The sequence below is a fragment of the Bradyrhizobium sp. MI1.4 genome, assembly GCF_055811315.1.
On the sequence record NZ_JBVVPP010000016.1, the window covers coordinates 1 to 18,781 of the forward strand.

General features: G+C 61.0%; 29 protein-coding genes and 2 tRNA genes. 15 read left to right on the top strand and 16 right to left on the bottom strand.

All coding sequences use genetic code 11. From position 1 onward, the window contains the following. Positions 1–286, top strand: a 286-nt coding sequence (locus tag AC0L23_RS19370) for a transposase (protein ID WP_473357250.1), incomplete at its 5' end; no start/stop codon positions are given. Positions 287–678: 392 nt separating this feature from the next. Here the strand turns inward: AC0L23_RS19370 and AC0L23_RS19375 are convergent. Together AC0L23_RS19375 and AC0L23_RS19380 are read right to left on the bottom strand one after the other, a co-directional pair. Next, a tRNA-Thr gene (locus AC0L23_RS19375) sits at positions 679–753 on the bottom strand. A 165-nt stretch (positions 754–918) separates the two neighbouring features. Beyond that, the gene (locus AC0L23_RS19380; protein ID WP_035961364.1) at positions 919–1,428 is read right to left on the bottom strand and encodes a hypothetical protein; all 510 of its coding nucleotides are present in this window, start codon (positions 1,426–1,428) and stop codon (positions 919–921) included. Between the two features lie 283 nt (positions 1,429–1,711). On the opposite strand from AC0L23_RS19380, the gene AC0L23_RS19385 reads away from it, so the two are divergent. Together AC0L23_RS19385 and AC0L23_RS19390 are read left to right on the top strand one after the other, a co-directional pair. Next, the gene (locus AC0L23_RS19385) at positions 1,712–2,197 is read left to right on the top strand and encodes a hypothetical protein (RefSeq protein ID WP_446480733.1); all 486 of its coding nucleotides are present in this window, start codon (positions 1,712–1,714) and stop codon (positions 2,195–2,197) included. A gap of 42 nt (positions 2,198–2,239) precedes the next feature. Further along, positions 2,240–2,767: a hypothetical protein gene (locus tag AC0L23_RS19390; RefSeq protein WP_473357251.1), complete on the top strand. Its 528-nt coding sequence runs from the start codon at positions 2,240–2,242 to the stop codon at positions 2,765–2,767. 45 nt (positions 2,768–2,812) lie between these two features. Here the strand turns inward: AC0L23_RS19390 and rlmB are convergent, their stop codons facing one another. After that, a complete protein-coding gene (gene rlmB / locus AC0L23_RS19395; protein ID WP_473357252.1) occupies positions 2,813–3,643 on the bottom strand; it encodes a 23S rRNA (guanosine(2251)-2'-O)-methyltransferase RlmB in 831 nt (276 codons plus the stop codon). A 205-nt stretch (positions 3,644–3,848) separates the two neighbouring features. Here rlmB and AC0L23_RS19400 point away from each other — a divergent pair. Next, positions 3,849–3,934: transfer RNA gene (locus AC0L23_RS19400), tRNA-Tyr, on the top strand. 25 nt (positions 3,935–3,959) lie between these two features. Here AC0L23_RS19400 and AC0L23_RS19405 read toward each other — a convergent pair. Continuing rightward, positions 3,960–5,039 (bottom strand): tyrosine-type recombinase/integrase, encoded by a 1,080-nt coding sequence (locus AC0L23_RS19405; protein WP_473357253.1) that lies wholly within the window; start codon positions 5,037–5,039, stop codon positions 3,960–3,962. Positions 5,040–5,183: 144 nt separating this feature from the next. On the opposite strand from AC0L23_RS19405, the gene AC0L23_RS19410 reads away from it, so the two are divergent. Further along, positions 5,184–5,405 carry a hypothetical protein gene (locus AC0L23_RS19410; protein ID WP_473357254.1) on the top strand — a complete coding sequence of 74 codons (222 nt, stop codon included), beginning with the start codon at positions 5,184–5,186 and terminating at the stop codon, positions 5,403–5,405. Between the two features lie 318 nt (positions 5,406–5,723). On the opposite strand, the gene AC0L23_RS19415 is transcribed toward AC0L23_RS19410, so the two are convergent. The 12 genes from AC0L23_RS19415 to AC0L23_RS19470 form a co-directional block, all read right to left on the bottom strand. Next, positions 5,724–5,972: a hypothetical protein gene (locus AC0L23_RS19415; RefSeq protein ID WP_473357255.1), complete on the bottom strand. Its 249-nt coding sequence runs from the start codon at positions 5,970–5,972 to the stop codon at positions 5,724–5,726. Next, a complete protein-coding gene (locus AC0L23_RS19420; protein ID WP_473357256.1) occupies positions 5,969–6,208 on the bottom strand; it encodes a hypothetical protein in 240 nt (79 codons plus the stop codon). The genes AC0L23_RS19415 and AC0L23_RS19420 overlap by 4 nt, the downstream gene beginning before the upstream one ends. A 1-nt stretch (position 6,209) precedes the next feature. Continuing rightward, positions 6,210–6,548: a hypothetical protein gene (locus AC0L23_RS19425; protein WP_473357257.1), complete on the bottom strand. Its 339-nt coding sequence runs from the start codon at positions 6,546–6,548 to the stop codon at positions 6,210–6,212. Next, positions 6,545–7,309: a hypothetical protein gene (locus AC0L23_RS19430; RefSeq protein ID WP_473357258.1), complete on the bottom strand. Its 765-nt coding sequence runs from the start codon at positions 7,307–7,309 to the stop codon at positions 6,545–6,547. Before AC0L23_RS19430 ends, AC0L23_RS19425 begins: the two co-directional genes overlap by 4 nt. Further along, the gene (locus AC0L23_RS19435; protein WP_473357259.1) at positions 7,302–7,508 is read right to left on the bottom strand and encodes a hypothetical protein; all 207 of its coding nucleotides are present in this window, start codon (positions 7,506–7,508) and stop codon (positions 7,302–7,304) included. The genes AC0L23_RS19430 and AC0L23_RS19435 overlap by 8 nt, the downstream gene beginning before the upstream one ends. A 38-nt stretch (positions 7,509–7,546) precedes the next feature. Continuing rightward, the gene (locus tag AC0L23_RS19440; RefSeq protein ID WP_473357260.1) at positions 7,547–8,065 is read right to left on the bottom strand and encodes a hypothetical protein; all 519 of its coding nucleotides are present in this window, start codon (positions 8,063–8,065) and stop codon (positions 7,547–7,549) included. Positions 8,066–8,072: 7 nt separating this feature from the next. Then, entirely contained in the window at positions 8,073–8,255 is a 183-nt protein-coding gene (locus tag AC0L23_RS19445) for a hypothetical protein (RefSeq protein WP_473357261.1), read from the bottom strand. Between the two features lie 123 nt (positions 8,256–8,378). Further along, positions 8,379–8,600 (bottom strand): hypothetical protein, encoded by a 222-nt coding sequence (locus tag AC0L23_RS19450; RefSeq protein ID WP_473357262.1) that lies wholly within the window; start codon positions 8,598–8,600, stop codon positions 8,379–8,381. Next, positions 8,597–9,292, bottom strand: coding sequence for a TerC family protein (locus AC0L23_RS19455; RefSeq protein ID WP_473357263.1), 696 nt, complete (start codon positions 9,290–9,292; stop codon positions 8,597–8,599). Before AC0L23_RS19455 ends, AC0L23_RS19450 begins: the two co-directional genes overlap by 4 nt. A 21-nt stretch (positions 9,293–9,313) precedes the next feature. Beyond that, positions 9,314–9,820 (bottom strand): tellurite resistance TerB family protein, encoded by a 507-nt coding sequence (locus AC0L23_RS19460; RefSeq protein ID WP_473357264.1) that lies wholly within the window; start codon positions 9,818–9,820, stop codon positions 9,314–9,316. A gap of 175 nt (positions 9,821–9,995) precedes the next feature. After that, a complete protein-coding gene (locus AC0L23_RS19465; protein ID WP_473357265.1) occupies positions 9,996–10,304 on the bottom strand; it encodes a hypothetical protein in 309 nt (102 codons plus the stop codon). Between the two features lie 170 nt (positions 10,305–10,474). Next, complete coding sequence (locus AC0L23_RS19470; RefSeq protein WP_473357266.1) at positions 10,475–10,792, bottom strand: helix-turn-helix domain-containing protein; 318 nt, start codon at positions 10,790–10,792, stop codon at positions 10,475–10,477. A gap of 98 nt (positions 10,793–10,890) precedes the next feature. On the opposite strand from AC0L23_RS19470, the gene AC0L23_RS19475 reads away from it, so the two are divergent. From AC0L23_RS19475 to AC0L23_RS19520, 10 genes are all read left to right on the top strand, one after another. Then, a complete protein-coding gene (locus tag AC0L23_RS19475) occupies positions 10,891–11,091 on the top strand; it encodes a helix-turn-helix transcriptional regulator (protein ID WP_473357267.1) in 201 nt (66 codons plus the stop codon). A 430-nt stretch (positions 11,092–11,521) separates the two neighbouring features. Continuing rightward, positions 11,522–11,884 (top strand): hypothetical protein, encoded by a 363-nt coding sequence (locus AC0L23_RS19480; protein WP_473357268.1) that lies wholly within the window; start codon positions 11,522–11,524, stop codon positions 11,882–11,884. 107 nt (positions 11,885–11,991) lie between these two features. After that, the gene (locus AC0L23_RS19485) at positions 11,992–12,426 is read left to right on the top strand and encodes a hypothetical protein (RefSeq protein WP_473357269.1); all 435 of its coding nucleotides are present in this window, start codon (positions 11,992–11,994) and stop codon (positions 12,424–12,426) included. Between the two features lie 54 nt (positions 12,427–12,480). Next, the gene (locus AC0L23_RS19490; protein WP_473357270.1) at positions 12,481–12,969 is read left to right on the top strand and encodes a GcrA family cell cycle regulator; all 489 of its coding nucleotides are present in this window, start codon (positions 12,481–12,483) and stop codon (positions 12,967–12,969) included. Further along, the gene (locus AC0L23_RS19495; RefSeq protein ID WP_473357271.1) at positions 12,966–13,133 is read left to right on the top strand and encodes a hypothetical protein; all 168 of its coding nucleotides are present in this window, start codon (positions 12,966–12,968) and stop codon (positions 13,131–13,133) included. The genes AC0L23_RS19490 and AC0L23_RS19495 overlap by 4 nt, the downstream gene beginning before the upstream one ends. Continuing rightward, entirely contained in the window at positions 13,130–13,597 is a 468-nt protein-coding gene (locus AC0L23_RS19500; protein WP_473357272.1) for a hypothetical protein, read from the top strand. The genes AC0L23_RS19495 and AC0L23_RS19500 overlap by 4 nt, the downstream gene beginning before the upstream one ends. Beyond that, positions 13,594–14,325, top strand: coding sequence for a PD-(D/E)XK nuclease family protein (locus tag AC0L23_RS19505; protein WP_473357273.1), 732 nt, complete (start codon positions 13,594–13,596; stop codon positions 14,323–14,325). The genes AC0L23_RS19500 and AC0L23_RS19505 overlap by 4 nt, the downstream gene beginning before the upstream one ends. A gap of 58 nt (positions 14,326–14,383) precedes the next feature. Continuing rightward, a complete protein-coding gene (locus tag AC0L23_RS19510) occupies positions 14,384–15,076 on the top strand; it encodes a hypothetical protein (protein WP_473357274.1) in 693 nt (230 codons plus the stop codon). A gap of 109 nt (positions 15,077–15,185) precedes the next feature. Next, on the top strand, positions 15,186–17,330 hold the full coding sequence (locus tag AC0L23_RS19515; protein ID WP_473357275.1) for an AAA family ATPase: 2,145 nt from the start codon (positions 15,186–15,188) through the stop codon (positions 17,328–17,330). A gap of 207 nt (positions 17,331–17,537) precedes the next feature. Next, positions 17,538–18,143: a hypothetical protein gene (locus AC0L23_RS19520; protein WP_473357276.1), complete on the top strand. Its 606-nt coding sequence runs from the start codon at positions 17,538–17,540 to the stop codon at positions 18,141–18,143. Positions 18,144–18,781 lie beyond the last annotated feature (638 nt).

The following is an 18,781-nucleotide window of genomic DNA, read 5'->3' on the forward strand; positions in this document are numbered from 1 at the left end:
TATGCTGGCCGATGCCCAAGCTCTCGTTGGCCGCTTCCACGCGATGATCCGAAAGAAGGCCGAGATGGAGCTCGAACCTTGGATTGATGACTCCAAGCGGAGCCTCATTGCCTCGTTCGCGAATGGCATTGCCAACGATAAGGGCGCGGTGCACGCCGCTATTACGCAACCATGGTCCAATGGCCAAGTGGAAGCTCAGATCACCAAGCTCAAGCTGGTCAAACGGCAGATGTACGGGCGCGCTAAGCTCGATCTCCTTCAGGCTAGGCTGATTGGCGCGCCATAAACACAATCACGATCATCGAATGTGCGTCAGAGCCCCAGTCGAACGCCGATTGACAACGTGAAGCCCCGGACCCAACGCGTCTTCGGCGAACCGGCTGTTTGCCAACCAACCGGGCTCCACTGGCACGGCCAGGATGGGCCGATGGGTGAAGCGGGTAAGGAAACGCAACTTGAAGCTGCGCTGACATTCGAGGACCGCGCGACGCGATCAGCTGGAGCCGTGTTTCGGCGCAATTGCTCAGACTAGGTTAGTCGGGTTTAGATCGTTCCTTACAGTTGGTCCCCATGGAGCTTCATTGCCTCTGGTGTAGCCCCCTGTAGCCCAGGAGCGTTCTCGGCTCGAAATGCGGGAAATGGCGGGGCTACATTTTAGCAGCAAGCCATTGCAAGCGATGGTGCCGGCTGAGGGGATTGAACCCCCGACCTTCGGTTTACAAAACCGCTGCTCTACCGCTGAGCTAAGCCGGCGACGCCTGGAGAAGCGGGGCAAGGCCGGCCTATGCCGGCGCCGTCCGCCCGTGCGCGCCGCAATACCAGACTTGACCGGAAAGTGCCAGAACCCGCGTCCTCGACGCAGACATGAATCAGGCGGCCCGAAGGCCGCCTGATCTGTCGCGTTCGGTTCAAACCGCCTTACTGGCAGATGTGGCGACGGCCGTCTTGGCCCTTGAACCAGGTGCCGGGCGTGCAGACGAAGCCGTTGCGCTGGGCGTAGGTGCGGGTGTCCCAGCCGCGGTTGTCCCAAGAATTATTCCACGAATTATCCCAGCCATTGTCGTAGGCGTAGGCGTCGTTGGTGGCACGGAACGGGGCGGTTGCGATCGCGCCCGCAGTCCCGATGGCCGCGCCGGCCACGCCAGCGGCTGCTCCGACTGCGCCGGCGGCGACGTCGGTCGGCCAGAAGCCGGTGCGGCTCCTGTTCCAGTCGTTATTCCAATCGCCGTTGTTGGTCTGGCGATAGGACACGCGACGATGCCGATAGCCGCTATCGGTGTACGGATTTCCCGGTCCGACGTTCTGGCAGTTGGCGTTGGGGAATTGCGCCGCGCAGCGGCCGGGATTGGTGATCACGGCCTGCGCCATGGCAGAGCCCGTCACCAAGGTCGCCGCAATCGCCGTGGCTCCGAGAAGTTTGATGTTCATGATTGTTTGGCTCCCGTTTTGTTGACGGGGGCTAAATGCCGAGGGCGCCGGACGTTCCGCCGAAACCGGCGGATTTTTGTCAGCAACAGTCAAACGGAAGTGAGCACGCGCCTTGGTTCCGGACTGCTGGATCCGGCGGCGTTAATGCTTCACTAGTTCGCTTTAGAGGATTTGAGCGGCGCGGAATCCTTACACATTAGGCTTACCGGCAATTGGTGAGAGGGCCTTAACCCTCTCTGCGTCGCCATCGGGTAGGTTGTCGCCGGATAAATGGGATCCCCTTATGCGCGTTGTGGCGCTCGCTGCCTTTCTGATCGGACTGCCCGCGACGGCGTTTGCCGGCGGGGGCTTCGATATCGTCGTTCCCGGCCGGCCGGGCGTGCCCATCATCATCAACAACATCGACGCGTCCTATGCCGTGATCGAGGGGACCTGGGGCTTGGGGAAGAACGTCCAGGTGCAGCCTACGATCTATGGCGGACGCTATGTCGCCGAGCGCCAGCCCACGGACGTCGGCCACTACTACCCGACGCTGGGCCTGCGGCCCGGCTATGGCCGGCTCGAGGTCGAACCGCCCGCGAACCGCAAATTGCCCAAGCCGCCCGATAGCTATCACCAGAGCTGGGGCGCCCAATCGGCGCCGCTGCCGCCGCAGATGGACGTGCCCGTCAATCCGCCGCCGGTGATCCTCGCGCCTGAGATCAACGACTATCCGCGGCGTCCTCGGCCGCGGCCGCGTGCAGAGATGCCCGGCAAGCCGCCGGGTTAAGAAACGACAAATCCAAAAAACGGAAATCAACAGGAGAGAGTAATGCGTCAGATGATTTCGGGACTGGTCGCGGCGGCTGCCGTGATGTTCATCGGGGCCGCGCCCGCTGCGGCCTGCGGCTTCGATCCGTGCCAGCCGGTCGCGCCGGTCTATTCCGGCTGTAACACCGGCTGCGGCGGTTATGGGGCCGGCTACGGCTACGGCGCCTATGAGCGTCTCGCCGAGCCCACCACGCAATATTATCACGTCAACCAGGGTCCGACCTACACCGGCCCGGGCGCCTTCGCGCCGTATCCGACCTACCGTGAGGACGCGGTGGTTGCGCCCGCCAATTACGGCTACGGCCGTGGCTATGGCTATGGGCACGGCTATGGCTATCGCGCCGCCGCGGTCGAAGCGCCGGCCGCCTATCCCTACCGCCGCCCGCATTACCGTCCGTATCGCTACGGCTACGGCCCGCGCGCCGGCTATCTGCCGCGCACGCATTACGGCTACGGTCCCCGCTACGGCTACGCCCCGCGCCATGCGCCGTATTATGGCGGCCACCGTGTGCTGCGTCGCTATTACTGAGCCAACGAGACGCCCGTCCGCGATGCGGAGGGGCGTTTTGTTTTGTTACCGCTTCATCAGCCCGAGCCGGCTCGCGCCGACATAGAGCGAGAGCGCGGCAGCATTCGAGACGTTGAGGCTCTTGATCTCGCCGGGCATGTCGAGCCGCGCCACGACGCTGCAGGTCTCGCGTGTCAATTGCCGCAGGCCCTTGCCTTCCGCGCCCAGCACCAGCGCGAGCGGCTCGAGCAGGGTGACCTCGGAAAGATCCGCACTGCCTTCACTGTCCAGCCCGACAGTCTGGAAGCCGAGCTCGTTCAGCGTGGTCAGTGCCCGGGCAAGGTTTTGCACCGTCACCATCGGGACCAGCTCCAGCGCGCCGGAGGCGGCCTTGGCCAGCACGCCGGTCGCTTCCGGACTGTGGCGCGCGGTGGTGACGATCGCCTTCACCGCAAACGCCGCCGCCGAGCGCAGGATGGCGCCGACATTGTGCGGGTCGGTGATCTGGTCGAGCACCAGCACGATGCCGTCCTGCTCCAGATCCTCGATGTCGGGCGAGGGCAGGGGATCGGCCTCGGCCAGCAGGCCCTGGTGCACGGCGTCGGGCGACAGCAGCCGGTCGATCTCCTGGGGCCGGACGATCTCGGGCGTGACCGGGATCGCGATGTTCTCGTCCGCCAGACGCCTTGCGGCGTTCTCGGTCAGCGTCAGCTTACGGATCTGCCGCTGGGGGTTGGCGAGCGCCATGGAGACGGTGTGCCAGCCATAGAGGATGACAGGCCCGTCGGCGTCCGAATCGCGATCGCGGCGGGCCGGGCGACCGGCCGATTTTCCGGGCCTGTTGAAGGGCTTAGACCCGCCGCGGGGGCCCCTCGGGTTGAATTTTCGATCCTTCATGGGCTCGCTTGTGTCACGGGTCCCGGAATATGGCAATTTGGGTGGTGTCGGGGGCGATTTTAGCTGTTCGCCTCGGTTGACTTTACCCCATAGCTTCGCCGATAACCGCGCCCGGTCGCGCCCCCATCCGGGCTGTCGCGGCTTCACGTTCCATGGCCGTCTTCGGTCGCCGGCAAGGTCCGGCCCGATTGTGCTGCCGTCGAGCGGGGGAGTGTCCCGAGTGGCAAAGGGAGCTGACTGTAAATCAGCCGCCTTATGGCTTCGCAGGTTCGAGTCCTGCCTCCCCCACCATCGTGGGAAATTGACGTTGTTTCCGTTAGGGTTTTTCGCCTGACGCCCGCACCTGCCCCTGAGGTGCGGGAATAGAAGTTTCCGGTTCGGTTCTCGCCAGCGTGCTCATCGCACCGGACGCCAGCTTCTCGCGGTTGGCCGTGCGCGTGTAGAGCGCCGCCATCTTCCCGCCTTCCCATCCAAAGATCGCCTCGAGCTGAGCCTCGGTCGCGCCGTTGTTCGCCGCCCGGGTCGCCGCAGCCTTGCGCAAGCCGTGCGCGGATTTCTTGATGCCGGCGGCGCGGCAGGCATCACGGAAGGCGTTACCCACGCTCTCCTTGGTCAGCCGATCGCCCTTCTTCGTGGCGATGAACGCCAGATCCCCGGTCGGACCAGCGTCGAGTGTCTTCTGCAAGACCTCGAGCACGGGGATGGTGACGCGCGTTCCGGTCTTCTCCGTGTCGATGCTGACCACGCCATTCTTGATGTGCTGACGGCCGAGGGCGGCGGCATCACCGCGGCGCAAGCCCGTATAGCAGTAGATGTCGAACATCACGCGCTCGCGAGTCCCGCGCGGCCAGCGCTGCTCGAACTGGATGATCTCGTTTTCCTCCCAGACCGGAAAGCCCTTCGTCTTCGGCTTCGTCACGGCCTTGCCAGCGGTCGGGTCGATCTTCACGTGCTCAGCGTCTATGGCCCATTTGTAAAGGCCCTTCATCGTGTCGAGGAAGTGGCGAGCTGCGTGCCCCTTGCGGCGATCGATGCCGGCCTTGATTGACTTGCTGCTGATCTTCGACAGCGGCTGGTTGCCGCCCGTCTTCAGCACGTTGCGCATGATGTTTTCGCGCTGCCGGCGCGTCGCCATCGAAAGGTCTGTCCAGGCTGCGGTCTGGCGATACAGCATCCACAGCCACTCGAGCGAACCCTTGGCAGCCTTCCCGGCCGGTCGCGACGTCTGCCCGCTCAGCGCAGCCTCATAGGCCTCCGTGAATTCGACGGTGCCGTATTCGTGCTTGATCCGGATGCGCGGCCCCTTGCCCTTCCGGACATACCAGACGGCGTTGCCGTGACGGTTGATCTCGTGGTGCAGATGTGGGGGGCGGGGACGGGGCATGTCGTCGATCACAGGACGACCTCCTCGTCTTCTTCAACATGAATCTCTTGTGGCTTTGCAACATTGCTCGGTTGCATGTCGATCAATATTGTGCCGTCAGGCAACACTCGGACGGCGCCAGCGCCTGCCTGTTTCGCAGCTCGGAGCGACCGTGCGATGTCGGCTTGCGTGACCTTGGCTGCTCTGCGGCTCATGAGGTTGATTATCGCTCTAAAAGTGCATTTCGGGAAGAAAGAAAGTAAGTTGTGCGCGGAAAATCTGCACTTTCACGGTTTCGACGACACCGCGCATGTGGCGGCGCAATGGCGCAGCGCCGCGATGGCTGCCGTGATTATCTCGCCGCGTGGCAGCAAGAACTTCTGCCGGTTGTGGATGTAATACTGCGGCTTCTCCAGAATAGAAGCGTAGAGCAGCATGGTTTCGGGGGGAGGGAGATTCACTCTGTCCCCCGCATATTTGAGGGGAATGGTGGTGCGGGAAGCGGCGTCCAGTGGGTGACAAGCACGTTCACGCCGTTGTCGATCCCGACCCAAGCACCAAATCCGCCATAGTGCGGATCATACGATTGCCAATTATGATCCTTCCATCTCACGTGGGTGCACCGATGACAGTCAGCCACGGGATGCCGCCTGTCCTCTACCCAGACATCAATCTCGGTGCCGTCCTTCGGCGCGGTTGCTATCGGTTGCCAATTGCTCATGAGCGCTCCTCTGAAGCCACTGAGGGCGAGCGGCACCAGAGGCCCTCGAAGGATTCTTGGATAAGGGAGACACCTTCGAATTCTCGGTCGCTCATCCCCTCAAGCAGCATTTTGCAGCCCGTCAGGGTGAAATAGAAATCCTGGATTCCATCAATCTCTTTGAGATCTTGGCTAGTGCAAATCTGCCCGTGCCAGTAGTGCCCGGATTTATTGTGAATACGTACCTTCCACCACCAGTGCATCATGGCTTCGCCCCCACAGTTCCCACACGACCGAGGATGATGCGGATGCTCTCCAGCCGCTCGGAGTCCGTCAGGCTGTCCTTGCGCGAGGCGTATTCGATCTGGCTCAGTGTCTTTACAAGTGCCTCGATTTGGCGGTCCTTCTTGCCATCGATATTTGACATGACGCGCCTCATAAAATCGGTTCGAACGCCATCCTGCTTGCGTCGGAGTGCTTCCATGAATGTGATTGTTGGCATGTCACTTTCCATTCTGCGAAGGCAGCGAGGCGGCGCCCATACAGCCGACGCAGGTGTTGCCGATCTTGACGCCGTGGACACAGTGCTCAGGGCGCGACAGCGCAAGTCTGACACGAAGGTTCTGCTCGAAATCCAACCAAAACTGATGCAGCTTGATCCCGGCAGCGCGAGCACAGTCGATGCGACGCAGCGTGTCTTTCTGCCCCTCGGTAAGCACGATCACGGCCGGCTGCGCTCGTAGAGCCGTGATCTCGCGACAATGGCAGCCGTGTGGGTTACGACAGCCGGCGCGATTGCGTTCGTCGCAGCTCCAGCCGCTCACCAAATCGAGATTGTTCACTTGCCTGCTCCCTGCGGTGGAACGCTGAAGTCGGCATTGCGTGCCGCTAGGGCGCAATCCACAAGCTCCTTCAGGTGCCCGGTCAAAACGATCTCGCTGTCGATCGCTTCAAGCGCGTCTAGGGCGTCGATCAAAAACCGGCGCTCCAGTGGCGCATTGCCGGCAGAGGAGTGGTGGCCCCGGTCGGGAGAATCAAACTCCCTGTTCGGCTCTTTTGCAGGCGGGATTGAACCGCTTTGCTCAGCTCTGCTGTCAGCACCGGGATTGTTGGCCGTCTCGACCGGAGCGGCCGGCGGCTGGGCGGCGAGTGGATAAAGCGGCTGATATTTGATGCCGCTGTCGCGCCATGCATCAAGCGTGATTTCGCTAGTCGTGACGATGCCCTGTATCCAAGGATATCGCTCATCGCAGCAATGCCAAGCTAATGCCTCGCGCGTCCCCACGGATTGGGCAAGAACGCAAGTGACGGGCACCGGCACTGCATAATCGGTAGCACCAGCCACATATGCAGCGCGGCATTGCCGGTGCAGGTCGGTATCGTCGGGCCAATGATAGCAGGCCCTTTCAGAAGCTGAGAGACCAAGCCACGCGCTGTCGCGCCACGCCTGATCCGGCGCAAGGTATGGAGCGTGCAGCGAATTCCCTTGGGCATCATCGCCAGTGACAGATGCCATCCGGACTGCGTCTTCCATCGAATGCCCTTCCTTCACAAACTCGCCTGCAAGCGCCCGCTGTCTCGGGGAAAGATCATTTTCAGTCATAGTCGGGCACCTTTTTTCCGCGCGGCCACGTTAGGGGAAGGCCGGACACTTCCGAGATCCCCCAGCGTCTCGCCATCTTGGTAGCCTCAAGTCGGACGGCGTGGGCGACTTCGGGGAAGCCGGCTTCATCCTTGGCCAAGGCCGCGCTCACAAGCGCCGCAATGATCGCGTCTTGAGCATCCTGCTTGAGCTGCTTCACGTCCACGCTTCCAGCGGATCTGTGAAAGTCTGAATTGGTCATGGTGCATACGCCAGCGTCGGCGCTCCCTCGTGCGTGCTATTCCAGATGAACCATGCGTGGTTGAACGAGGGCTGCCCCTTGGAGTCTTCGAACCACTTGATGCGCTTGGTGAGGACAACCTTCTTCGCGAACTCCGGGCAACCAGCAAACAGAAATGCCCGCGTCTTGGCGTGGTCGTAGTCGGTCCTCAGAAGCATCGCCACGCAGTCAGCAATCGTCAGCGATTTCTCGATAAACTCCCGCGCAAGCTCGTAGGGCGGGTTTGTTATGACGGCATCGAAGAGACCGTCTTCGCGGGTCTGGTCGAGAAAATCGACTCCCTGGGAGATGTCGCTGGAATAGACTTGATACCCGGCCACCTGGAGAACCGCGACCATCTTGCCAGATGCGCAAGCCGGCTCCAGCACGGAGGAGATGCCGGCAGGCAGATGGGGCAAAAGAGCCTCCGTTGCCCATGCCGGCGTCTCGTACAGATCCCGCTCTTTGCGCTCGTATCCGGAATCGCGTTGTGACATTTCGGTCTCAGTTGCTATGCTGGAGAGCATGCGAGGTAGTGAGCGCGACCTTCTCCAGGGCAGCACGAGCGCGAACCACTCGCTGAGCTTCGGTGCCGGGCAGCTTCGCAAACAGGTCCGCTGGCGCCATGTCCTCGTAGGGCTCAAGAAGTTCGTAGAGGCTGTCGATGAGTTCGCGCTGAATGGTCATTTTAACCCCTGAAAAGTCGGACTAATTCTGGTTGGAAATCACCGCTGACGTGGATTCAGGTCAGTGAGGCCAGACAAACCAGCTCATTGAAGATCAGCCAGATCATGATTGCTTCGTAGAGGGTCATGCCGCGCCCTCGACTTCGAGCGGGCGCTCTGCGATCGTATCGACGCCGAACACGTTACAGACGCGCACGATCAGCTCACGCAACTGGATCTCTTCGTCGAGCGGCAGGAGGCCGCGCGATGCGATCTTCTCGGCAGAGACTATGATGGCTGACACGGCCAGGAGCTGGCGCAGGCTTGGCTCGGGATCGCAGGGGAGGGAGAGGATAACGGCGGTCATGCTGAGCGTCCTTCGAGCTTGCCGGCATTCGCACGCCAGAGGGCGCCAGCACTCAGAACCAGGGCGCACCCAAACACGGCGTAGAATGGCGACGGGCGAATGAACGGGGCTAAGGCGTGGTCCTCCGCGATCACTTCGCCGGAGATCCAGCCGAGAAGAGCGGCGCCGGCCCAAATCAATATCGGCAGTCGGTCAAGTAGAGAGACGATCAGGGACGCACCGGCCACAATAAGCGGAATGCTCAAGGCGAGACCGATGCAGAGCAGGAGCAGACTTCCCTTGGCTGCGGCAGCAACTGCGATCACATTATCTATGCTCATGGTCGCGTCGGCCATCATGACGATTCCGACCGCCGCCCACAGGCTGGAGGCCTGTTTGAAATCGGCCTCTTCATTCTTGGGGGGCGCAAGAAGCTTGATTGCGATGACGAGGAGGGCAGCCCCGCCGATCATCTTGATATAAGGAAGCCCCATAACCTCAGTGGCGACGCCAGTTAAGCCGACCCGCATCAGGACGGCAGCGCCGGCCCCAAGGATCATGCCAAGCGCCCTCTGACGTGGCTCCAAGCCGCGACACACCATCGCAATAACAAGCGCATTGTCGCCGGATAGAAAAACGTCGATCCAAACGATTTTGGAGAACGACAACCAAAATGCTGGCTGCATGATCTCGACTTGAAATTGCTCAAACATGTCGCGGCTCCGGGGCTGGCCTTAGAACTCAAACTTCTTGGGATCGACGCCGAGCCGGCGGGCGATCTTTTCAAGGATGGCGGTCTCCTCAGCAGATACGCTGCCGTCCGCCATCGAGATATCGACAGCGACGAGGTAAACGTCCTCGGCCATCTGCCCCCCATTCGGCATCCCCTGGATAGATTCCAGATTGCGGGCGAGGATTTGCCGGCCGGAAGTGTCCTTGGAGTGCTTGAACGCAGCTTCCAGCGCGCTCTCGATGTCATTGCGCTGGTAGAGGGACGACAGCGAAGCGTTGCTGGTGATCAGTGAAATCGCCTTCAGCCGCTCTGTGTCGTCGATGCTACCGTCTGCGTTGGCGACAAGAGCTGCCGACGCGCAGACCGCATTCAGGAAATTGCGGTTCGATCCGTATTCCTTGTTGATCTCACGGGCGCCGGAAAAAACGGCCTTCTTCAGTGCTCCGAAAATGCTCACTTCATTGCTCCATGTTGAGAACGGCTCCAGACGTGTCTCGAAGTGCGCCACCGCTCGAAGCGCATCCCCGCCCAAACCATCGTGTAAGACCAACAAACCCCAAGGGCGATTTCGGGAATGTTGTTGAACAGCGCGATCCACATCAGACGTCGCTCCGGTATGCGGCGTAGACGACAATCGCCACGCCGATGATTGTGAGAATGAAGATGATCTGGCCGGTCACGGGTCACGCCACCTCATGCCGCAGAAAGCTGCGAGCGGCGCGGGTGCCGACGTGCATCTCGACGAAGCTGTATTGCGCGTGGGTGAGGGGTTCGCCCTCGTGCGCCCACTTGGTCATGACGGCGCGGGAGATCTTGTCGGTCACATCGGAGGCGACGCCATCGGCGACCTCAAGGACGGAAACGATATCCTCGATCTGGCCGTCTGCGATGTCCTCGACGGTCGAGTTGAGGTCCATCGACGCCGGGTCGCGCTCGACCCAGTAGCGGCTGGACTTGCCTTGAACCTGAACGAAGTAGATTTGCTCGGTCATTGCGACCCCCGTCGGTTGATGACGAGAGCATTATAGGCACAAAACGTTATGAAGCGCAATAGGACTAGGCAAAAAAAGTTATAAGGAAAATCCGCAAGTAGAATCAGGGCGTTGAAAATGAAAAGGCCCGGCGCATGGCCGAGCCTGGTTCAAAAATATGGGGCAGGGAACTATCGGCGGATCGCCCTGAGCATCTTCATTGCGCTCTCTATTACGTCAGGGGGTTGGTCGCGAAGTAATTGGTTGGGCGTTGGCTGGTCAGGATGATGATAGAGGTCTTCCGGCTCCATCAGATCCCCGCCTAGGGCCTCGGCCAATACTGCAAGCGTATCGGTTGAGATCGCGACGCGCCTATTCTCCCACCTGGAAATAGTCATGACGTCCGTCCCAATGCGCTCAGCGAGCTGCTTCTGGGTCAGGGACTTCGCCTCTCGCCACTCCGAGAGGTAAACGCGCCTGGGGCGTCGTGGGAAGATTTTTGCTGGCATCGCACCTAAACACTACTAACACTTTGTGTTTACGTCACTATTCACAAAACGATATGTCTCTTGACGCATATAACGTTTTGTGCCTATAGTGGCGAACGATGACAAACCCTCTCAAGACATGGCGTGGCGACCTGACCCAGGATGAAGCTGGCGAGCTTTTGGGCGTGGACGCAATGACGCTATCGCGCTGGGAACGTGGTGTGCACCTTCCTCGCAAAAAGCATTGGGCGAAAATTGAAGAGGTCACGGGCATCAAAGCACGCGACCTTGTGGCCTCGGTTGCGGAGGCTGCTCAGTGAGCGACCAGACATCCCCGCGCGACCTTCTGTGCGAAGTCCCGAAACATCGGGCCGTCCTGCAATGCCCCATGAGCTGGGATCACGATGCTTACGACCGGGAGCAGAACTCCATTTCGCTTCACACATCGGACGATGCGGAGCATTCCCTCGCCAGCGTCTTCCAGAGGCCCCAAGTGCGTCGAGAAAAATTCCGGCACACCATAAGAATCGATCAATCCATCTTCGCCCATTCGACTTGCCCCGCACTTTTTGGCGCTCAACTCGCGCGACGAAAAGCATGCGGAGGTTGCTGCAATAACACAAGTGAACTTTGGCCCCTTTGCGACAGAAATCCGTCAAGCCGTAGCAGTACGGCCACATTGTCTGTTCCGTTTTGGGAACGTCTCCAATTTTGCGAAAACAGAATGCACGTGGCGCGCGAGGTACGCACGTGATCGTGCATAGCGGCGTATCGGAATTAGGCAAAATGAGCAGCCGCCCAGCACCTGACGGGGGCAATACCAGTGCGCTGGGCGGCTCTCGCGACGCGGAACGCAATACGATTTCACGCGCCGTAACTCTTTCGCCGGTTCTTTCCTCCCTACCGGCCAACTCGCGGGCTTTGCCGCCCGCGTCTTTTATTCCGCTGCCGTCAGGATCGATCGCTTCTCCTGTAACGGCGCTCAAATCTCTCAATCTGACGCAGGCCCTGATCGACGGCCTTTGCGTGCTCTTCGGCTTTTTCTTCCTCTGTGCGCTCGCTGCGAGTTTGCCGCTCGCCGTCGCGCTGATGATTCTGGGAGTCGTCCATTAGGTATCGAATCAGGTTCGCGGTTGCAGCCCCGAGCCTGATGAAACTGAGTTCGTCGTTTTCGTTCGTCGCGTTGCTCATGGCCCCACTAACCATGAGGAGTATCCGGAATGCCGGAAAAGAAGGTCGTAGAGATGGAACAAGCGATCAAATGGCCGGACGAGATCGGCGTCATCGCCGGTCCTTTCGGGGGGAACCGCAAGAGTTGGTTGGCTCGTGCTGCTCGGGTTGCCGGTGTGACCTATCGCCAGATCAAGGCGTTGTACTACGGCGAGCATGACGACCCGCGTCACTCGGTTGGAATGAAGCTTCTGGCGGCGGCTCAGGAAGCAAGGATTCAAAGGGCAAGGTGTGATGCGCTCAATGTTGCGGAATTTTTTAGTCGGCACGCTCAGGCGCTTGCCGAAAACGATCCGAATTTTCATCGGCAGCGCATTGATGAGTTCATCGCTGCGGCGCGCGCGATTGGCGGCAGAGATCGCGCCGGAGATCGTGCAGCGGCCATAGGCTCTGTATCGGGGCCGTATCTTGGAAATGATCCGTAGGCAGTAACGCCCGCCAGCATCGCATGGCGCGGGCTTAAATATGGAGGCGGGGGAATGTTGGATAATTTGACTTGGACCGAGGAGCGTATTGCTACGCTCAAGAGGATGCACCGCGCCGGGTTTTCATTCGCTCAGATCGGTACAGAACTCGGCGTGAGCCGTAACGCTTGTATTGGCAAGGCTGGGCGCATGGAATTGCCGGGGCGTCATCTGAAGCCGCGCGGGCCTCGCAAGCCAAGGCCGTCAAGAGCGAAAGCCAAGCCCCAGCGGATTCTGCGTATCGTCAGAGCTGGCTTCGGGAACGGCTTGCGCGTTGCGTCGTCTGTCACGTCCTCCGAGATGCCGGTTTTCGAGTGCATCGAATTGGAGCCGCTGAACAAGACGCTTCTCGACCTCGGCACCAACGACTGCAAGTACATCGCGGGCGACCCGCGAGGCGGCGCGCTCTATTGCGGCCATCCCGTGTACCAGCGTTCGTACTGCGCCGCTCATTTCGCACGCTGCTACGTCGAGCCCTTGAAGCGTTGGAGAGTGGCGGCATGAGCGACCGCGGGGGCCACAAGAACCGTATCTCGAAAGAGCAGCGGGACGGCATCATCCAGACCTTCCTTGAGAAGGGCGTAGAGGCTGCGCAATCCGCGGCAACTGAACTCGGCCTTCATTCCCTCTATGCACTTCGCCTGGTCCGGGCACGGGGGCTGGCATGACCATCATACTTGGAATTGACCCAGGGATCTCAGGCGCGGTCGCCTTCTACTTTCCCATGGTGCCGTCGCGCATCGCGGTTGATGACGTCCCCGTGGCCGGCGGCGAGATCAACGGTTACGAGCTGGCGCGGCTGATCCGTATGCACCGCCCGACGCTGGCGGTTATCGAATCTGTCCACGCCATGCCCAAGCAAGGCGTGACGAGTTCCTTCAACTTCGGCCGCTCCTATGGAGAGGTTCGCGGCATCGTCAGCGCCTGCGACGTCCCCATGCACTTCGTGACGCCCCAGAAATGGAAACGGTACTTCGGCCTGTCCGCTGACAAGGACGAGTCCCGCTTGCGCGCTATCCGCATGTTCCCGAAGGCATCCGAGAGCTTCAAGCTCAAGAAACACGATGGGCGCGCGGAAGCCGCGCTGCTGGCGCTCTACGGCGCCGAAGTTCTGGTGAAGGTGGCGGCATGAAAGTGTTCACTCGTCATTCGCCAAGCAGCCTCAACCTGTTCTCAGGTTGTCCATCAATGTTTGTCCTGGAGAAGATCCTGGGGCATCGCCAGCCAGTCGGGTCTCCGGCCCACCGCGGCACCGCGATCGAGGACGGCGTAACTCACGGCCTAATGAACCCGAATGCAACGCTGGAAGAATGCAACGCTGTTGCATTCAAAAAATACGACACCATCACGGCGCTATCCGGCGACAAGCGGCGAGAAGAATACCGTGCCACCATCCCCGGCATGGTGGCGACCGCGCTCGCGGAATTACGCCCATACGGCGTCCCCAGTAGTTGCCAGGGTTTTATCGAATGGCGCCCTGAAGGGCTCCGATATCCGATCGTCGGTTATTTCGATTACCACTGGGCAGACAGCAATACGACCGTTGATCTCAAGACGACCGAGAAGATGCCGTCTGCGGTCAAGGTCGCCCACGCTCGCCAGGTCGCGCTCTACGTCACGTCGAACAATGCCGACGCCCGCGCATGTTACGTGACGCCAAAGAAGCAGGCCACGTACCGGGTTGATAACGTCAATGAGCACCGCGCGGCGCTTCATAAGATGGCACTTCGATGCGAGGCGTTTCTGGCGTTGTCGGAAGATCCGCAGTTTTTCGTCAACATAACCGTCCCCGATCTAGAGAGCTTCTACTGGGGCTCACCATCGGCACGGCAGTTGGCATTCGAGATTTGGGGCATCTGACCCCAATTGGCATGCCGTCTGCCTGAATGGCGGCTTTGTTGGAAGAAGGAGAGCCCAGATGGGTCTCGGATTGAGCACTGGCGGAACCGGGGGCGGAGATATCCAGCCTTACATCAACTATGACGCAAAGGCCGGCCGAATGTTCCGGGTCGATCGTTCGCAGGGTGGCGACGGCACGTGGCAGACGGACAAGATCGAAATCACCAGCACCGTGCAGATGGTGATGGACCTCGCCAACATCCGCGTTGGCTGGATCAATTACACGACGCAGGGGCCCGTTCGTAAGCTTGTCGTTCTCGGCCAGGAGGCCATTCCTCCGCGCCCGGACGACAAGAATGCAGAAGGCAAGCCGGCGTTCAAGCAGGGCTTCGAGGTCAACCTGCTTCTCGACAAGAACAGCGGGGGCGGGGCCCCGCGCGTGTTCGGCTCGGCGGCCGGCTGCGTGATCGAAGCCATGGATGCCCTGCACGACGCTTACTCGGCTGCACCCGAGAGCAAGGCTGGCAAGCTGCCGATCGTCAAGGTTGCCGGCGTGCAGCCGGTCAAGGCCGGCCAGTCCACGAACTACAAGCCTACCTTCGCTATCGTGAGCTGGATTGACCGTCCGGCGACCCTTGCCTGCGGCAACGTCCGAGAGATCGCTACTATCCCAGGGGGCACGATCGCGACTGCCCCGGCTACCGGCTCGACTGTCGTGCCTCCTCCTGCACCGCAGCCGGCCGCGATGGCCAGCGCTTCCGACTTCGGCTGATCCCCGGAAGTCCACGACAACGACCGGGCCCGCTGCGGCCCGGTCAACTTACATAGCGTCACAGTCGAGTCCAGTTGCGTAGGAGGTCATTTGATTAAGGGCAGGATGAATGAACGCCGTGGTTCAGCCGATTTTCACGCCGGACGTTGCTGCCATGCGGCAGCACGTCGAACACCTGTTTGGCGGGTATCTCGACGGCTGCCATGACGGCCTGATCGAGCTTTCCTGGACTGACACTCGGCCTGACCCGGCTGGCCGCTACCGGCTGGCCAACGCCAAGCTGTTTGGAACCGACAAGCTCGATGAGCTTGTTGACGAGGCCGCCGGCCTGAACGCGCAGCCCATGTGCAACGTCTACATCGGCGCCGCGCTCCGTCATCCCGACACGGCGCCCTTCGGCAGGGCGCAGGATCGCGATGCATGGGCGCTGACGTGCGCCTACGTGGATCTCGACGATGCCGAGGCTGCCACCAACGCCAAGAACATCTACGGCCTCGACAAGCCGACAATGGTGGTTGTCACCGGGCGGGCGCCCCACACCCGCGCGCAGCTTTGGTGGAGGCTGGAAGAACCGCTGAAGGACGCCAGCCAATGGCCGGCGCTGCTGCGGGGGTTCGCAAGCCGCATGCACGGCGACTCCACGGTAACGAACCCGTCGCGGGTGATGCGGCTGGCCGGCACAATCGCGTGGCCGGTCAAGCCAGGCCGGACGGTCGAGCTGACCTCCATTGCCCCGCTGCGCGAGCCTGGGCGCTGCGAGTATTCGCCCGAGCATCTGGCGCAGGCTTTCCCGCCTGTCGCTGGGCAGGCTCCTCCGGCCACTCCAGGGCACATCAACCACACGACTAATTCCCTTGGCCTGGCAGACAAGATCAACGACGGCCGCGAGGCCTATATGCGGGACACCATCTCGGCCTGCCTGATTGAGTTGATCGGCTCTACCGGCTGCTGCCCCACTTCTCAGGAACTCTACGAGGCGGCGTGGCCGCAATACGAGCGGAAGGTGGATCTGAGCCGCGGGGGCCGCGGCGCCGATGAGTTCGCACAGAAGTGCGGCTACACGGTTGCCCGCTTCGAGCGGGGCGACATCCGCGGAATTGAGACGCTGGACAAGGCGGTCGAGGTCTATCAGCGGAAGGAAGTGCGAAGGGCTGAACAGCCCCGCCAGCAACAAACTATTCTTCCGCCTCCGGCTCGCCAGGACCGCAAGATCCAGACCGTCGATTTTCTGACACTGCTGACCGAGGACGTCCCGGAGGAGCCAGACTACATCGAGCCAGGGTTCGCCGGCCCAGGAAACTTCGTCCTGATTGCCGGCCCGCCGAAGGCGCAGAAATCGTTCCTGCTCCAGGAGATGCTGGTCGCGTGCGCCACGGGTACGCCATTCCTCAACGACACGTTCAACGTGGCCCACCCGCTCCGGGTGTTCTACCTCCAGGCCGAAATGAACCGGAAGCTCCTCCGCAAGCGCGCGAGGGAGTTCAAGATGCTGGCCCCGGACCAGCGGCGCATGCTGTCCACCAACCTGATCGTGTCCGAGCGCTTCCACATGATCCTCAACGAGGACGGTGTGAAGACGGCGATTGAGACCATCCGCGAGTCCTTCCCGGACGGCCCACCGGACATCATTGCGGTCGATCCTTTGGCGAATGTTTTCGACCAGGAAAACGAGAACGACAACTCCCAGATTATGAGGTTCCTGACCGGCCGCATCGAGGCAATACGGCAGGCAATCAACCCGCTGGCGGCCATCGTGATGGTTCACCACGCCGCTAAGAAGTCGTCGGAAGATATGGCCCGAGACCCATTCGTCGCCATCCGTGGCGCGGGCTCGTTGAGAGGCTATTACGATAGCGCGATCGTCATTTTTAGAGCGAGTGAAGAGGGCAAAGCCCGCAAGGTGCATTTCGAGCTACGGAGCGGAGAGTCGCCCGAGCCGATGGTGGTCGAGTTGGAGAATGGCAGGTTCATTACCGCCAATAAGGTCGCGTCGAAGATCGACAAGCCGATCGCCCGAAGGATGCTTTCCGCATTGCGGGATGCATGGGATTCCGGGGCGCCATGGTCATCAAAACCTCAAGCCAAATCGACCGGCAGGTACGCCGTGGACAATCTCTCCAGGCAGTTCGAGGTGCCCAAGAGAGAAGTCGAAAAGCTGCTGTCCGACTGGATGGCGAACCACGTCATTACGTGGCGCGACGAGCTGTCCAGGAAGCGGCCTGCCGGCTTCGAAGTTACCGGATCTATCGATTGATGCCGTGCAGAGATGCAGAGAAGGGGGTCGTAAGTTGTTGAAATCATTGTGCAGAGAAGTTGCAGAGAAGCTGCAGGAATGCAGAGCAGCACCAACTAAGCCATTGATAACATTGCTGCAGAGAAGCAGTGCAGAGAAGCTATATAAATATAACCGCTGCGCCTTCGGCGCGCGGATTTATATGACGACATCAGAGGGAGCGCTCTGATGGCCAAGACAGCGATGCTCGGCGACACCCATGTCCGCCCCCTCGGAGCCGAACGATCATGGGCTCGGACCAATGGCACGTACATCTCGGGCCGGGCCTACATCGATGGCGCCGACGAGACCGCATGCGAGATGGAAGCGAAGTGGGGGGCCGACAGGCTGAGGCTCCTGGTGTCAGCCGAGCTGCGTGAGAAGTTCGACCGCCAGCGCTACCTGTTCAACCAGGCGATCTGGCATGGCGAGCTTGAGGACGTCAGGACGCAGAGCGCCCGCATGGTCAACGCCTGGCTGGCGCTGGACGCCGCGGCAACGGCGGCAGGCAAGGAGCGGCTGTCGCCGGCTGTCTGGGAGGTCGCATCCAACCATGGCGTATTCGCGATCGTCCAAACAGACCACGACGCCGCAGCCGTCAGGGCCGATGGCCGCCAGGTGACGGTCTACACGCTGGAGGAGGTTGGCAGGTTTCTGTCGGCGTATCCAGACGTCGCCAAGGCGAAGGCCGTCTTCCCTGGCGCGACTATCACCGAAATTCGGAAGAGCGTTGAAGATCCGTTGCGTGCGATTGCGGACACGGGAGACGACCTGAACGACGAGATTGGCTTTTAACGCGGGGCACCAGCATCACATGGCACGACCTAAGCGCCGACAACCATACGACCCAGCGGCGCACGATCGCCGCGCGACTGACTTGCTTCGAAACGCCCAAGTGGCGCCGATCGAAGTTGACGACCCCATGGAGCTGGGCGGGAGGCTCCTCGTCATGCGGTCCACACGAGACGACCCTTTGGCAGACTTGCATGCGAGGGGGCATATCGACGAAGCGCAGTACCAATCCGGGCGGGCATTCCAAGACGACTTCGAAACCGCGGAGCGAGGGCCAAGGGCGATCGATCCGAGCAAGGAAGCCGTTGATGGCGGGCTGATGCCAGAGCCTATCACGGAGGCACAGCGGAGGGCCGCCAAGCAGTTGGCCGTGGTGTACCGCGCATTGGGGCAGGACGGGTCCGCGCTCACCCACGACGTTCTGGTGCACTCCAAGACGCGGGCTCAGGTTGCGGCCTCTCGCGGCCTGTCCGGGAAGAGCTGGGAGGAATACTACGGCCGGAGATTCCGTGAGTGCCTGGATTGCATGGCGGTCGTATACGGGTTTGCGGTGCGGTAAACAGATCTGTGTAATTGGAGTTGACACCGGGTGCAAATCAGGTGCATATTGCCATCGTCGCAAGAATTTTGATTCGGCCGCC